Origin of the sequence: Pseudomonas sp. DD1, assembly GCF_044510355.1 — a bacterium.
In the GTDB taxonomy this organism is placed as follows: domain Bacteria; phylum Pseudomonadota; class Gammaproteobacteria; order Pseudomonadales; family Pseudomonadaceae; genus Aquipseudomonas; species Aquipseudomonas shahriarae.
The window spans coordinates 159,529-173,417 of record NZ_MSAJ01000001.1 but is presented as its reverse complement, the minus strand read 5'-3'; the positions used below and the strand labels follow the sequence as shown (position 1 = coordinate 173,417).

11 protein-coding genes are annotated in these 13,889 nt (G+C 62.9%); 5 read left to right on the top strand and 6 right to left on the bottom strand.

Going from position 1 to position 13,889, the window contains the following annotated elements; genetic code table 11:
* Positions 1-37: 37 nt before the first annotated feature.
* A complete protein-coding gene (gene hrpB / locus PSFL_RS00885) occupies positions 38-2,545 on the bottom strand; it encodes an ATP-dependent helicase HrpB (RefSeq protein ID WP_115129062.1) in 2,508 nt (835 codons plus the stop codon).
* Between the two features lie 160 nt (positions 2,546-2,705).
* Between hrpB and PSFL_RS00880 the strand changes: the two genes are divergently transcribed.
* Positions 2,706-3,125, top strand: a complete 420-nt coding sequence (locus tag PSFL_RS00880) for a polyribonucleotide nucleotidyltransferase (RefSeq protein ID WP_198792019.1) — start codon at positions 2,706-2,708, stop codon at positions 3,123-3,125.
* Between the two features lie 15 nt (positions 3,126-3,140).
* Positions 3,141-4,034, top strand: coding sequence for a cation diffusion facilitator family transporter (locus PSFL_RS00875; protein ID WP_057439024.1), 894 nt, complete (start codon positions 3,141-3,143; stop codon positions 4,032-4,034).
* On the opposite strand, the gene PSFL_RS00870 is transcribed toward PSFL_RS00875, so the two are convergent.
* A complete protein-coding gene (locus tag PSFL_RS00870; protein ID WP_170044019.1) occupies positions 4,031-5,014 on the bottom strand; it encodes a DUF6515 family protein in 984 nt (327 codons plus the stop codon). The two genes, PSFL_RS00875 and PSFL_RS00870, sit on opposite strands and share 4 nt — an antisense overlap.
* 417 nt (positions 5,015-5,431) lie before the next feature.
* On the opposite strand from PSFL_RS00870, the gene PSFL_RS00865 reads away from it, so the two are divergent.
* Both PSFL_RS00865 and PSFL_RS00860 read left to right on the top strand, forming a co-directional pair.
* Positions 5,432-5,911, top strand: a complete 480-nt coding sequence (locus PSFL_RS00865; protein ID WP_003176264.1) for an Lrp/AsnC family transcriptional regulator — start codon at positions 5,432-5,434, stop codon at positions 5,909-5,911.
* 191 nt (positions 5,912-6,102) lie between these two features.
* Entirely contained in the window at positions 6,103-6,312 is a 210-nt protein-coding gene (locus PSFL_RS00860; RefSeq protein WP_057439039.1) for a DUF2788 domain-containing protein, read from the top strand.
* On the opposite strand, the gene PSFL_RS00855 is transcribed toward PSFL_RS00860, so the two are convergent.
* The 4 genes from PSFL_RS00855 to PSFL_RS00840 form a co-directional block, all read right to left on the bottom strand.
* Entirely contained in the window at positions 6,307-6,942 is a 636-nt protein-coding gene (locus PSFL_RS00855) for a pseudouridine synthase (RefSeq protein WP_057439023.1), read from the bottom strand. The two genes, PSFL_RS00860 and PSFL_RS00855, sit on opposite strands and share 6 nt — an antisense overlap.
* A gap of 70 nt (positions 6,943-7,012) precedes the next feature.
* Complete coding sequence (gene amn, locus PSFL_RS00850) at positions 7,013-8,476, bottom strand: AMP nucleosidase (protein ID WP_057960680.1); 1,464 nt, start codon at positions 8,474-8,476, stop codon at positions 7,013-7,015.
* 208 nt (positions 8,477-8,684) lie between these two features.
* Positions 8,685-10,334: an acyl-CoA dehydrogenase family protein gene (locus tag PSFL_RS00845; RefSeq protein ID WP_057439021.1), complete on the bottom strand. Its 1,650-nt coding sequence runs from the start codon at positions 10,332-10,334 to the stop codon at positions 8,685-8,687.
* 88 nt (positions 10,335-10,422) lie between these two features.
* Positions 10,423-12,792 carry a 7TM diverse intracellular signaling domain-containing protein gene (locus PSFL_RS00840; protein WP_120734189.1) on the bottom strand — a complete coding sequence of 790 codons (2,370 nt, stop codon included), beginning with the start codon at positions 12,790-12,792 and terminating at the stop codon, positions 10,423-10,425.
* A 287-nt stretch (positions 12,793-13,079) separates the two neighbouring features.
* Between PSFL_RS00840 and PSFL_RS00835 the strand changes: the two genes are divergently transcribed.
* Positions 13,080-13,877, top strand: a complete 798-nt coding sequence (locus PSFL_RS00835) for a hydroxymethylpyrimidine/phosphomethylpyrimidine kinase (RefSeq protein ID WP_057439020.1) — start codon at positions 13,080-13,082, stop codon at positions 13,875-13,877.
* Positions 13,878-13,889 lie beyond the last annotated feature (12 nt).

Genomic DNA, 13,889 nt, shown 5'->3' with positions numbered 1-13,889 from the left:
TGGCAAGCCAGCTCCCACATTCAGATATTAAGCATGATTACTTGCGCGGCTTGATCCGCGCGGTCGCTTCTGCCACCAACGGGTCATCGGGCCAGTAATGCTTGGGATACCGCCCCTTCAGATCCTTCTTCACCTCGGCGTAAGTACTGCGCCAGAAGTTCGCCAGATCCTGGGTCACCTGCACCGGACGCCGCGCTGGCGATAACAAGTGCAACTTCACCACCTGCCGTCCACCGGCGATGCGCGGGGTATCGGCCAGGCCAAACAGTTCCTGCAGGCGCACCGCGAGAATCGGCGGATGCTCGCTATAGTCCAGGCGTACCGATGAGCCCGAAGGCACCTTCAAATGATGGGGCGCCAGTTCATCCAGGCGCTGGGGCAGCGGCCAGGGCAGCAGATTATGCAGGAAGCTGGAAAGATCCAGGTTGGCGAAATGGCTCAAGCGCGAGACCTTGCCCAGGTACGGCATCAGCCAATGTTCCAGGCTGGCGAGCAACGCGCTGTCGCTGACGTCGGGCCATTCGCCGGGCTTGCCGGAGTCCAGTTGGCGCAGCAGCATGACACGGGCCTGCCACTGGCGCAGCTCCGGGGTCCAGGGCAGCAGTTCCAGGCCTTTGCGCCGCACCAGGTTGACCAGCGCCTGGCTGCGGGCGGACTCGTCCAGGCCGGTCAGCGGCTCGCGGCTGAGTACCAGTTCACCGACCTTGCGCTGGCGTTCGGCACGCAACACGCCTTCGCGCTCGTCCCAATCCAGCTGGTCGAAACAGCGCACCTGTTCGGCCAATACCGAGTCGAACAGCGTCGGGTCGAAGTCTGCAGCCAGGTAAATCCGCTCTTCACGCTGGCCCTGGCGGCTGCCCAGGTCGGCGATGACCAGCCAGGGCTGCTTCATCAGGCTGTCGGCTTCGGCAAACAGCGCGGCGCGCCCATTGGCCAGACGATATTCGGCACCGCCCGCACGGCGTTGCTGGGCCACCCGGTCCGGGTAGGCCAGCGCCAGCAGCGCCCCCAGCCAACGTGGGTGATCGGGATCAGCCACCGGCTGTTCGGCCTTGCCTCTTAGATAGCCGCGATATTGCCGGGCCAATTGCCGGGCCCGCTGTACGCCGCCTTGAGTGCCACGGGCACGTTCCTCGCCGGACAACAAGGCCAGGCGACTGTGCACATCCGCACCGGCACCGCGCAAGATGTCGCGCTCGCCCAGCAGCGCGGCGACATCACACGCCATGTTCGCCAGCCCCAGGTCCTGGCCGCGCAACAACAAATGGGCGATACGCGGGTGCGCCGGCAGGCTGGCCATTTTCTGTCCGTGGGGGGTCAAGGTCGCGTCCTTGAGCGCCCCCAGGCGTTCGAGCAAATCCTGGGCCTGGGCATAAGCGGCAGTGGGTGGCACATCGAGCCACACCAATTGTGTTGGCGTCACGCCCCAGCGCGCCAGTTGCAGGGCCAGGCCGGCCAGGTCTGCCGAGAGAATTTCCGCGCTGCCATAGGCCGCCAGCCCTTCATGCTGGTCCTCGGACCACAACCGATAGCACACGCCCGGCTCCAGCCGCCCGGCCCGGCCGGCACGCTGGGTGGCGCTGGCGCGGGAGATGCGCTGGGTGTCGAGACGGCTCATGCCGCTGCCGGGGTCGAAACGCGGAACCCGCGCCAGCCCGGCGTCGATCACCACCCGCACGCCATTGATGGTCAGGCTGGTCTCGGCAATGTTAGTGGCCAGTACCACCTTGCGCTTGCCCGCCGGTGCCGGGTCGATGGCCGCTCGCTGCGCTGCCAGGTCAAGCTCGCCATGCAGCGGGCACAGCAGCACATCGCCGCGCTCACCGAGGGCATCCGCCAACTGTTGATGGACCCGGCGAATCTCCGCCTGCCCCGGCAGAAACACCAGCACGCTGCCGGTTTCGTCGTGCAGGGCTTCAAGAATGGTCTGCACCAACCGCGGCTCGATAAATTCCCCAGGCTGGAACGGCCGCCCCCAGCGCATCTGCACCGGGTACATGCGCCCTTCACTGCGCAGAATCGGCGCGTCGTCGAGCAGCCCTGACAGCCGTTCGCCTTCAAGGGTGGCGGACATCAGCAGGATTTTCAGCGGTTGTTCATCGCGAAACAGCTCGCGGCCGTTGAGGCTCAGGGCCAGCGCCAGGTCGGCGTCGAGGCTACGCTCGTGGAATTCGTCGAAGATCAGCAGGCCCACGCCATCCAGCGCCGGGTCATCCTGCAGGCGCCGGGTGAGGATGCCTTCGGTGACCACTTCAATACGAGTGTTGGGGCCGACCTTGCTGTCCAGGCGGATGCGGTAGCCGACGGTTTCCCCGACCTTTTCCCCCAGCTCACTGGCCAGGCGTTCGGCTGCGGCGCGGGCGGCGAGCCGGCGGGGCTCAAGCATCAGGATGGTTTGCCCGGCCAGCCAGGTTTCGTGCAACAGCGCCAACGGCACCCGCGTGGTCTTACCGGCGCCGGGCGGTGCTTCGAGCACGGCTTCATGGCGCGTCGCCAAGGCTTCACGCAAGGCGGGTAAAACATCATCGATTGGCAACGAATTCATACTGGCTCCAAAGCAGAGCGGCGAGTATAACGGCGAACGGCTGGATATCGGTGCTCTCTCAGGCGCGGCCATGTCCCTTTGGAAAGGCTCCCACATTAGAGGGGTGGCACCTGGTAGATCTGCTTTATAGTCACACCCTACAAGTGTTCAGGAGAGTCTCATGCGTATTGCTTCCCGTGTCATCGGCGGTGTTCTGGCCGTCACCCTGTTGAGCCAGCTGACGGCCTGCGGTTCGATTTTCTATCCTGATCGCCGTGGCCAGATCGACGGCAAGATCGACCCGGCAATTGCCGTGCTCGATGCGGTCGGCCTGCTGTTTTATGTGATCCCCGGCCTGATCGCCTTTGGCGTGGACTTCGCCACCGGCGCGATTTACTTCGAGCCCGGCAAAACCGCACAAGTGGCCCCCGAAAAACTGCAAGAAGCCATCGGCGCCGACGGCAAGGTGGATAACACCAAGCTGCAAACCATCATCGAGCACGAAACCGGCCGCAGCCTGCCGCTGGACGACCCGCGCCTGATCCAGTTCAAGGGCAGCGTGCAACAACTCGCGTCCCTGGGCCTGCAACCTGCTGCGTAAGGACTTGATTGCCCCATGAACACCAGCACCGAACACGCCCGGCTATTGCGCCTGGCCACCCGCGCCTCGGTCGGCGTGGCCAGTATTCTGATTATCGGCAAAGCCATCGCCTGGTGGTTCAGTGGTTCGGTGAGCATGTTGGCCGGGCTGACCGATTCGCTGCTCGACGGCGTGACGTCACTGCTCAACCTGCTGGCGGTGCATTACGCGCTGCGCCCGGCGGATGATGATCACCGCTACGGCCATGGCAAGGCGGAATCCCTGGCGGGCATGGCCCAGGCGCTGTTTATCGCCGGCAGCGCGGTATTGATCGCCTTCCAGGCGTACCAACGCCTGCAGCACCCGGAACCCGTAGGCGCGCCCTGGCTGAGTATTGCAGTGATTGTGATGTCGCTGGTGCTGACCGTGGCGCTGCTGGCCGTGCAACACCGGGTGATCCGCGAAACCGGCTCGAACGCGGTGCGCGCCGACTCGCTGCACTACCGTTCCGACTTGCTGCTCAATGGCAGCATTCTATTGGCGCTGGTGCTGGCGGCCTTCGGCTGGCATCAGGTCGATGCCTGGTTTGGCCTGGCGATCGCCCTGTACATTTTGTGGAGCGCGATCCAGATCGCCCGGGAAAGCTTTGCCGTGCTGATGGACGAAGAACTGCCGGCAGACGTCAGCCAGCACATGCTGGAACTGGCCTGTAGCGTGCCCGGCGTACTGGGTGCCCATGATTTGCGCACGCGGATTTCCGGCAACCACTGGTTTGTGCAGTTGCATCTGGAGTTGCCGGGGGAGTTGAGCTTGTCGGTAGCCCATGGCATCAGCGACCAGGCCGCCGATGCCATCCATCAGGCCTACCCACGGGCCGAGGTGCTGGTGCACGCCGACCCGCAGGAAGTGGTCACGGGCAGCAAGGCCTAGTAGGTCACCTGGTACCCGCGACTGCTCAGGCAGTTGCCCTGGGCCTGGCGGTAGGTTTGCACCACCGCCGGCGCAGGCGCGTAGGTGACGGTCTGGGGGTCGAAGCCGCTTTGCTGCACCGCCCAGCGATAGCAATCGTAACCGTCCTGCTGCACCTGGGCGGGAGATTGGCCATTGGCGGGATAGGCCACTACGTCATACCCGTTGCCCTGGGGCGTCGGCTGCGGCGGCATGGCCACCGGCGGTTGCACCACCACGTACTGCTGGGTGCTGGTCTCGTAGCTGTAATAGGCGCCAGCGGCGAGGAAAAACAGCGCACTGCCGACCCACACTTCCCGCGCATAGTCCGGCAGGTAATGCACGCGGATCCCATAGGGTGGCGTGACTACGACGTAGCGCGGGCCCTGGGGCCGGTACCAATAGCCGCCCGAGAAAAAGTAATCCTGACCGCGATAGGGCACACGGTAATTGCGGTCGGGGAAGCGGTCCACCGTGTAGCCGGGCCGATACTGCGGGCCGGGGCCCCAGCCGTTGCCATGCCCGTCGGGGCGGCCTGGCCAGCGGTTATCATTGGGGTGGCCGTTGTAGCCAGGCCGCGAGCCAGGGCCACCGGTTTGCCAATGCGGGTTGCCATCATTGCGCCGGGGAATGTCACGGTAGTTGCCCTGGCGCGGCTCCTGGGTCTGGCCCACGGAATCGGGCCGGCCCTGGATCGGCAGATTGCTCCCCGCCTGCGGTGCCGGGCGCGGCGCTTCATTCCCTTGAGGGCGAGCCTGCCACTGGCCGTTCTGGCCGGCGCGCTCTACCGGTTGGTTTTGCGGGCGCGGCTGGCTGTGTTCCGGCCCCCGCTCACGCGGTCCACCACCGCCCTGCGGGCCTTGCCCCTGGCGGGGTGCGTTGTCTCGTTCGTCGGCCATCACCTGCGTGCCCAAGGTGACCATCAACACACCTACACCTGCCAAACGCCAGATGCGCTTCATGCTATTCCTCACTGCGGATTAGGGCCTGTGCATGAGACTGGAAAAGCCGGGCCCGGTTCTGCGACAGGTTATCAGTCACCAGCACAATTTTCGCCGGCAAAAGAAAAGGGGCGACCCGTCGGCCGCCCCTTGAGAACTTCGTCCTGGCTCAACGCTTATGACGTTGGCTCACCTCACGCCGTCTTGTGGACAGTGTGCAGCCCGGGGGCCGGCACAACCCGGTGGGGTTGGCGGGCCGCAGCCGGCCTGATTGGGCGGGCTGCTGTGGACTCTATGTCCGGGCAGTGATTCTGTTGGTAATCATAGGCGTGAGGGCCCGACAGATGATTGCGAAGATTGCGTCAATAAACAGTGCTTGCGCAATTTTTAACCCTGGATAGATAATTCGCAGCAATAGTTACGACAAAGGCCAGCCCCATGAGCAAACTTGACCGATACGACCTGAGTATTTTGGCGGAATTACAGCGCGACGCGAGGATCTCCAACCAGGAGCTGGCCGAGCGGATCGGCCTGTCACCGTCACCCTGCTCACGCCGGGTCAAGCAATTGGAGGACGACGGCTACATCTCACGCCAGGTCGCCCTGCTCGACCGCAAGATGCTTGGCCTGAGCCTCACGGCCTACGTGTTGATCGGCATGGACCGACACACGCCCGAACGTTTCGAGAACTTTGAAGCGGCGATCCGCACCTTGCCGCAAGTGCTGGAATGCAGCCTGGTCACCGGGATGGATGCCGACTATCAGCTGAAGGTGGTGGTGCCGGATATGGATCACTATCAAAAACTGCTGCTGGGGCACCTGACCCGGATTGAGGGCGTGACCAGCGTGCGCTCCAGCTTTGTGCTGAACCAGGTGCTCAACAGCACGGAGTTGCCGTTGACTCACCTGCGGACCTAAGACGCCCCACCCATCCCATGTGGGAGCGGGCTTGCAGGCACACCGCTATCGCAGGCAAGCCAGCTGCCACTTTTTGCCCGTGCTCAGGCAGTAACATCAGGGTGCGACGCACCGACGCAGGTCAACTTTGAACCTGCCCCCTTGCCTTATACTCCGCGCCTGCCTTTGTCGGAAACTGCCCAATGAATTCGATTGACCCCGTGCTGTTTGAAGAATGGATGATGACCGGCCTGGTCACCATCCTGATCATTTTCATGGGCTTTATCGTCTGGGACCTGGCGAAGAAATCCAAGGCCGGGCGCTTTGGCTCGCTGATTCTGTTCTTCGTGCTGGGCCTGGGCGTGGCCGCGTTTATCATCAAGAGCGTGGTGATCGGCCTGATTGAGTCCGGGGCTTTATAAGCGCGCCGGCACTTCGCGGTACTGGCCTTGGCCCAGGCCTTCAATCGACCAGTCGCCGATTTTCACCCGCACCAGACGCAAGGTCGGCAAGCCTACGGCGGCGGTCATGCGCCGTACCTGACGGTTGCGCCCCTCGCGAATCACCAGCTCCAGCCAATAGGTCGGGATGTTTTTACGAAAACGTACCGGCGGGTTGCGGGGCCAGAGTGCCGGCTCGTCCAGTCGCCGGGCTTCAGCCGGCAAGGTCATGCCATCGTTCAACTCCACACCGGCGCGCAGGCGTTGCAGATGCTCCTCGGTGGGCTCGCCCTCCACCTGCACCCAATAGGTTTTCGCCAGTTTGTGCTTGGGGTCGGCAATCCGCGCCTGTAACTGCCCATCGTTGGTCAGCAGCAGCAGGCCTTCACTGTCCCGGTCCAGGCGCCCAGCCGGGTAGATGCCCGGGATATCAATAAAATCCTTGAGCGTGGCGCGACCGCCTTCGTCACTGAACTGGGTCAGCACATCAAAAGGTTTATTGAACAGGATCAGCTTCGGCTCGGCCGGCGGCGCCTTGGCAACACGGCGAGCAGCGGCATGGGGAGGTTTCACGCCAGGGCGGCGCGAGTCAGGGCGGGCAGGACGGGACATGGCAATGGAACATCTAACGGTCAGGACCGACCATGCTAGTGGCCTGACCGTTAAATAACCACCCCGCTATTTAGCGGAACGGCGGCTCGTCAAAGCTGCGCAGTTTGCGCGAGTGCAACGAGTTGAGTTCGGTGCGCAACAAGTCCACCGCCTCGATACCGATCTTCAAGTGCTGGCTCACGGCCCGTTCATAGAACGCGTTGGCCGAACCTGGCAACTTGATTTCACTGTGCAACGGCTTATCCGACACGCACAGCAATGTGCCGTAAGGCACCCGCAAACGGTAGCCTTGCGCGGCGATGGTGCCGCTCTCCATATCCACGGCCACGGCGCGGGACAGGTTGATCAGCGGCCGCTCCTGGGCCCAGCGCAGTTCCCAGTTGCGGTCGTCGTAGGTCAACACGGTACCGGTGCGCAGGCGCTTTTTCAGCTGTTCGCCCTTCTCGCCCGTGACGTTAGCCGCCGCTTGTTGCAATGCCATCTGCACTTCGGCCAGGGCTGGGATCGGAATGTTCGGCGGCACCACGCGGTCGAGAATGCCGTCGCGCCGCATATAAGCGTGGGCCAGCACGTAGTCGCCGATGGTCTGGGATTGGCGCAGGCCACCACAGTGGCCAATCATCAGCCAGCAATGGGGACGCAGCACCGCCAGGTGGTCGGTGATGTTCTTGGCGTTGGACGGGCCGACACCGATGTTGACCAGGGTCACGCCGTGGCCGTCACTGGCCTGTAAGTGGTAGGCCGGCATCTGATAACGGTGCCAGACCACGCCTGCGGCGATGGCAGACGCTTCGCCATGGTCCATGCCTTTTTCGATGATCACGTTGCCCGGCAACACCATGCGGATAAAGCGTGGGTCGCTGCGCAACTGTTCCAGGCCATGGACGATGAACTGGTCGACATAGCGGTGGTAGTTGGTCAGCAGAATCCATGGCTGCACATGGCGCCAGTCGCTGCCGGTGTAGTGCACCAGGCGACGCAGGGAGAAATCCACGCGGGCCGCATCGAACAGTGCCAGGGGCAGCGGGTCGGTGTTTTCCCAGTCATACAGGCCATCGGCGATGCCATCGGTGGCGGCAGACAGGTCGGTGCTGGGGAACACCCGTGCCAGGGTCGCGGCCGTTACACCGGAGCCGGCCAGTTCATCACCCTGCTCGACCACGTACGGATAAGGGATGTTCTGCTGGCTGACGCCCACTTCCACCGTCACGGTGAAGTCGTGCATCAGCGGCACCAGTTGTTCCAGCAGGTATTTGCGAAACGCTGACGGATGGGTGACGGTGACGCTGTAAGTGCCCGGCAACTGCACCTTGGCATACGCGCGGGTGGTCTGTGGGACTTCGCCGTGGCAGTGGTAGGTCAGGCGCAGTTCCGGATAGCGAAACAAAGCACGCTGTGCGGCGTCGGGCTCGACGCGATCCTTGAGGTATTGCTTGAGGGCCTGGTTGAGCGCTCCGGTAGCACGCTCATGCAGAGCCGCCAGCCGGTCCACGGCCTCTTCGGCGGTTTGAACGACAACAAAAGCTTCGGTCACGGTAGGCTTCCTGTTTTCTTACATGCAGGAGGTCATCTTGCCTGCATCGCTGCCAGACGCAAACTCTGAATTGGAATGCCCACTGAAGATCAATGCAACCGCTGTGGGAGCTGACTTGCCTGCGATGGCGGCGGATCAGCCAATATAGAGGTAGCTGACCCACCGCTATCGCAGGCAAGCCAGCTCCCACATTTTTTACCGGGTTTATTCAGAGAGACGGAGTTGAGCGGGTGACGATGGCCTGCACATCCACGCCTCGTGGCAAGGTGCCATATACCCGCCCCGACGACTCGCCCAAGCGGCTGGCTATAAACCCATCGCTGACACTGGCATTGCCCGCCTCCAGCAGCAATTTGGCCTGCAGGGCCACGGCAATATCCTCGGTCAACTGCCGCGCCCGGTACTGGATATCCTGGGTGTCCATAAACGCCGACTTCAATTGCTCGATATGTCGGGCCAGGCGTTTATCGCCATGCCCATCGCCCAGTTCGACAAACAATGTCTCCAGCACACCGGGCTCTTTCGACAAGGCCCGCAGCACGTCCAGGCATTGCACGTTGCCGGAACCTTCCCACGTCGAATTGACCGGCGCCTCACGGTACAGGCGCGGCAGGATGCTGTCCTCGACATAGCCGGCGCCGCCCATGCATTCGGCGGCTTCGTTGATCATCGCCGGCGCACGCTTGCAGATCCAATACTTGCCCACCGCCGTCACCAGCCGCGCGAACTTGGCTTCCTGCTCATCGGCCAGATGGTCCAGCGCCCGGCCCATGCGCAGGCTCAAGGCCAGGGCCGCTTCACTTTCCAGGGCCAGGTCCGCCAGCACGTTCTGCATCAACGGCTGTTCACTGAGCACGCGGCCACCGACCAAACGATGGGCGCAATGATGGCTGGCCTGGGTCAGCGCCTGACGCATCAAGGAACTGGAGCCAACCATGCAGTCGAAACGGGTCATGGCCACCATCTCGATAATGGTCGGTACGCCACGGCCTTCTTCGCCGACCATCCACGCCAGGGCGCCACGGAATTCGACTTCGCTGGAAGCGTTGGAGCAGTTGCCGAGTTTGTTTTTAAGGCGCTGGATATAGAACTGGTTACGCGTGTCGTCCGGACGCTGCCGGGGCAGTAGGAAACAGGTCAAACCCTTATCAGTCTGGGCCAGGGTCAGGAAGGCGTCGCACATCGGCGCCGAACAGAACCACTTATGGCCCACCAGCTCATAGGGTTGGCCTGGGCCGCCGGCGCCCATGGGGTAGGCGCGGGTGGTATTGGCCCGGACATCGGTACCGCCCTGTTTCTCGGTCATGGCCATGCCGATGGTTGCGCCGGCTTTATGGGCGATGCCGACATTGCGCGGGTCGTATTCAGTGTTGAGGATTTTCGGCAGCCAGGTGTCAGCCAGATCCGGCTGCAGGCGCAGGGCCGGCACGCAGGCGAAGGTCATGGTCAGCGGGCACCCCGTGCCGGCTTCGGCCTGGCTATGCAGGTAGGTCATGGCCGCGCGGGCGACATGGGCGCCCGCCTGGGGATGGGCCCAGGGCAGCGACGGCAGGCCATGCTCGACGGCGGTGCGCATCAGTTCGTGATAGGCCGGATGAAACTCCACCAGATCAATGCGGTGACCATAGCGATCATGGCTGTTGAACACCGGCTTGTTCTGATTCGCCAGGAACCCCGCCGCCATCAGCGGCCCACCCGCCAAGGCGCCGTAGGCGTCGATGCGGGCCTCGGCCCAGCCTGCCCCAAAGCGCCGCGACCACTCCTGCAAGGGCAGGTCGAGGCGATACAAATTGGCGCCATCGAGTGACGGTGGCTGGTTGGTAACGTCGTGGGTTTCGGCGAACTGGTGCAGATTCATGACGGGCCTCCTGATAAAAGGCCGCGTTGATTGAGGCCTTGAATTCAGTTAAGCATCGTCACTGCGCTTAAAAAAGTGGCATAAGCGCCTAACTGCCGGCGCTTTCACCCTCTAACGGGCACAGCAGGCGGCGCTGCAACACGGCTTGCAACAGCTCGAAACGCACCGGCTTGAGCAACTGCTCGGTCGGGCCGACGCCGTGACAATGCTGGCGGGCGCTGCCTTGCAGGGCGTCGCTCAGGGCGATCACCGGCAGCTCGCCGCACCCTGGCAAGGCCCGGATCTGGCAGCACAGGGAGAAGCCATCTTCGGGCACATCCAGCAACACCGCATCAAACGCCCCCTCCTGCAGCATCGCCAGGGCCGTGGGGCCACTGTCCGCGACTTTCACCCGGTAACCGAGCTTGAGCAACATGCCACGCAAGACCAACTGGGTGACGCAATTGTCCTCCACCAGCAATACCGTGCAGTCTTGTGGCGCGCGGTGCAGGTCCACGGCCCGGGCCGGCTCCGGCGGCACCGCGATAACGGCCACCTCCAGCTGGAATCGGCTGCCCTTACGCGGTTCGGAATGATGGGTCAGGCGCCCGCCGAGCAACTCGATCAACTGCCGGCAGATCGCCAGGCCAATGCCCAGGCCGCCATATTCGCGAGTGGTCGAGCCGTCCACCTGGAAGAAGCGCTGATACAGGGTCGCCTCATCCAGTTGCGCAAAGCCAATCCCGGAGTCGCTAACGATAAACGTCAGATGCAAATGGCCATCCGCCTGGGGCAGGCCCACTACGCGCACGCGCACCGCACCGTCGTGGGTGAACTTGAAGGCGTTATCCAGCAGGCATTCCAGGCACTGCATCAATTTGCCTGCATCGCCGTCCAGGCGATCCGGCAACTCACTCGCCACGTCGATGGAGAACGCCAACCCCTTGCTCTGGGCATTGCCCAGGAACTGCTGACGCAAGGTATCGAGTACCCCGCGCAGGCTGAACACCTGCGGTTGCACACTGAGGCGACCGGCTTGCAACTCGGTGAGGGTGAGGATGCCATTGACCATGCGCATCATGTCCCGCGCAGAGCCGGCGGCGGTTTGCTGGTATTGCGCCAGGTCGCCGGCCAGAGGCTCGGTCTGCATCAGTTCCAACGACCCAATCACCCCGTTCATCGGGGTGCGCAGTTCATGGGTCAGGGTCGCGAGGAATTCGTCTTTCAACTGGTTGCTGTGGGCCAGTTGCTGGTTGAGCACTTCCAGTTTCTGGCTGGCATCAAACAGGATTTGCGCCTGCTGTTCGCGCATCGCGTTGATCCGGTCGGCCAGGGCCAGGGACAACAGGGCGACTTCAATGGCCGAGCCGATCTGGCTGGAGTACATGGTGAGAAACACATTGGGCAGGTAGCCCAGCACCATCAGCGTGTTGATCACCCCGCCGATCAGGAACGCCGACCAGGCGATGATGAAATACCGCGCCACACGCTGGCCACAGCACCAGGCCTTGATCCCGGCGACAAAGATGGTCACGGTGAAAACCAGGGCTAGCGCGGTCGCCAGGCGCAGGGCCAGGGCGTAGCTGGTCATCAGCGACAACACCATCACCACCGCCCCCGTCCCCACCAGCACCAGCAGCACCCGGTCCAGCCAGCGGCTGTAGAGGGCAGTGTGCAGGAAGCTGCGGGCAAACAGGCTGCCGAACAACGCGGAGGCGCCGATCAGGAACGGCGTCGCCGCATTCGCCCACCAGGGGTTGTCGGGCCAGAAATACTCCACGGCCGCGCCATTCACCGAGAGCTGGTACATACCGAACGAGGCGATATAGAGGATGTAATAGAGGTAACTGGTATCGCGCACGCTGAGGTAGATAAACAGGTTGTACACCAGCATGCCCAGCAGCACACCGTAGATCAGGCCCAGCACATACAGGCGCAGCGGCTGATCTTCCAGGTAGGCGGTGCTCGACCACAGGGTCAGCGGCGCCTGGATCGAACCCTCGCTTTGCAGGCGCAGATAGAGGGTTTTCTGCTCGCCCGCACTGAAGTCGACGGTGAACAGGTAATTGTTCTGGCGAATCTCACGGCTGGCAAAGGGCAATGCATCCCCGGTGCGCCCGGCCAGGCGATAGTCGCCGTCACCCTCGGGCAGGTACAACTCAAGATGATCAAGGGGCGGATAGGCCAGCTCCAGCAGCCAGGTGCGCAGGGCGTCGGGATCCTTGGGCAGGTAATGCAGGTCGACCTTGAGCCAGAACGCGGAGCGCGAGTAGCCGGCATTCAGGGTGTCTTTATCGTGCGGGGTGTAGCGACTGGCGAGTGCCGCTGAACGGGCCTCGGCGATGGTGAGATTGCCGCTTGGATCTTCGAGTACTTGCATGACCCGGCCCAGGGGAAGACTTCGGGTGGTTTCATTGAACTCGACGGCGCCGGCCAGCATCGGCAGCCCGCACAAGAGAAACATCAGCAAATAGCGCATAGAGCCCCAGCGTGGCCTGTCCGGTTATGTCAAAAGCCCCCCATTCCTTTTGAGATGACGTACACCGGCGATACATTTAAGTTGTTTGGATCCACTCTAGCATAGCCGGTAAAGGCCAAAAGACACCATTGAAATAATTTTTTGAAAGGCTCTAGACCGGGCCTTTCAGCGCACTAATTGCTAGAAATGGATGATGGCCTATAGCCATTTACCAGTGTGTTTCGGCGTCAAATACCAGCACTGCCCGACAGCCACGCAAAAAGCGTTTGGTGGTAAGCTCGCGCACCATGAATATCTACAGCTCTCGCCCCGTTGTCCTCTGTCTCTCCGGCCATGATCCCAGTGGTGGCGCCGGCTTGCAGGCAGATATCGAAGCCCTGCTCGCCCAAGGCTGTCATGCGGCCCCGGCCGTGACCGCGCTGACCGTGCAGAACACCGTGAATGTCAGCGATTTCCGCGTGCTCGAACGCGAGTGGGTATTGGCCCAGGCCAACGCCGTGCTCGGTGACTCCGAAGTCGCGGCGGTCAAGCTGGGCATGCTCGGGTCCACGGTGATGGTCGATACCGTGGTCGAACTGCTCCAGCAGCACCCGCACCTGCCGGTGGTCTGCGACCCGGTGCTACGCGCCGGCGGCGGCGGTAGCCTGGGCAAGGACGAGGTCGGCTATGCGATGCGCGAGCGGCTGTTGCCCTTGTCGCTGATTGCCACGCCCAACCTGCCTGAGGCGCGCATCCTCGCCGAACTGCCCAACGGCACGGCGGATGAATGCGCCGAGAAACTGCTGCCGTTTATCAAGCACCTGTTGATCACCGGCGGCCATGGCGACGAGCATGAGGTGCACAATCGCCTCTACAGCCGCGACGGCACACGCCACACGTTTACCTGCCAGCGCCTGCCCGGCAGCTATCACGGCTCCGGTTGCACTCTGGCCAGCGCCCTGGCCGGCCGCCTGGCCCAGGGTCAAAGCCTGGCCAGCGCCGTGGAGTCGGCACTCAATTACACCTGGCGCACCCTGCGGGACGCCGAACAACTGGGCCAGGGGCAATTTGTGCCGCGTCGCCTGCCATTGGATTTCTGTTCGTAATATCAAGGGGCC

Bases quoted from the DNA above. Each gene is read 5' to 3' on its own strand.
- PSFL_RS00880 (WP_198792019.1), top strand. From the start codon at position 2,706: ATGCGTATTGCTTCCCGTGTCATCGGCGGTGTTCTGGCCGTCACCCTG.
- PSFL_RS00875 (WP_057439024.1), top strand. From the start codon at position 3,141: ATGAACACCAGCACCGAACACGCCCGGCTATTGCGCCTGGCCACCCGC.
- PSFL_RS00845 (WP_057439021.1), bottom strand. From the start codon at position 10,334: ATGAATCTGCACCAGTTCGCCGAAACCCACGACGTTACCAACCAGCCA.
- PSFL_RS00855 (WP_057439023.1), bottom strand. From the start codon at position 6,942: ATGTCCCGTCCTGCCCGCCCTGACTCGCGCCGCCCTGGCGTGAAACCT.
- hrpB (WP_115129062.1), bottom strand. From the start codon at position 2,545: ATGAATTCGTTGCCAATCGATGATGTTTTACCCGCCTTGCGTGAAGCC.
- PSFL_RS00870 (WP_170044019.1), bottom strand. From the start codon at position 5,014: ATGAAGCGCATCTGGCGTTTGGCAGGTGTAGGTGTGTTGATGGTCACC.
- PSFL_RS00840 (WP_120734189.1), bottom strand. From the start codon at position 12,792: ATGCGCTATTTGCTGATGTTTCTCTTGTGCGGGCTGCCGATGCTGGCC.
- PSFL_RS00835 (WP_057439020.1), top strand. From the start codon at position 13,080: ATGAATATCTACAGCTCTCGCCCCGTTGTCCTCTGTCTCTCCGGCCAT.
- PSFL_RS00865 (WP_003176264.1), top strand. From the start codon at position 5,432: ATGAGCAAACTTGACCGATACGACCTGAGTATTTTGGCGGAATTACAG.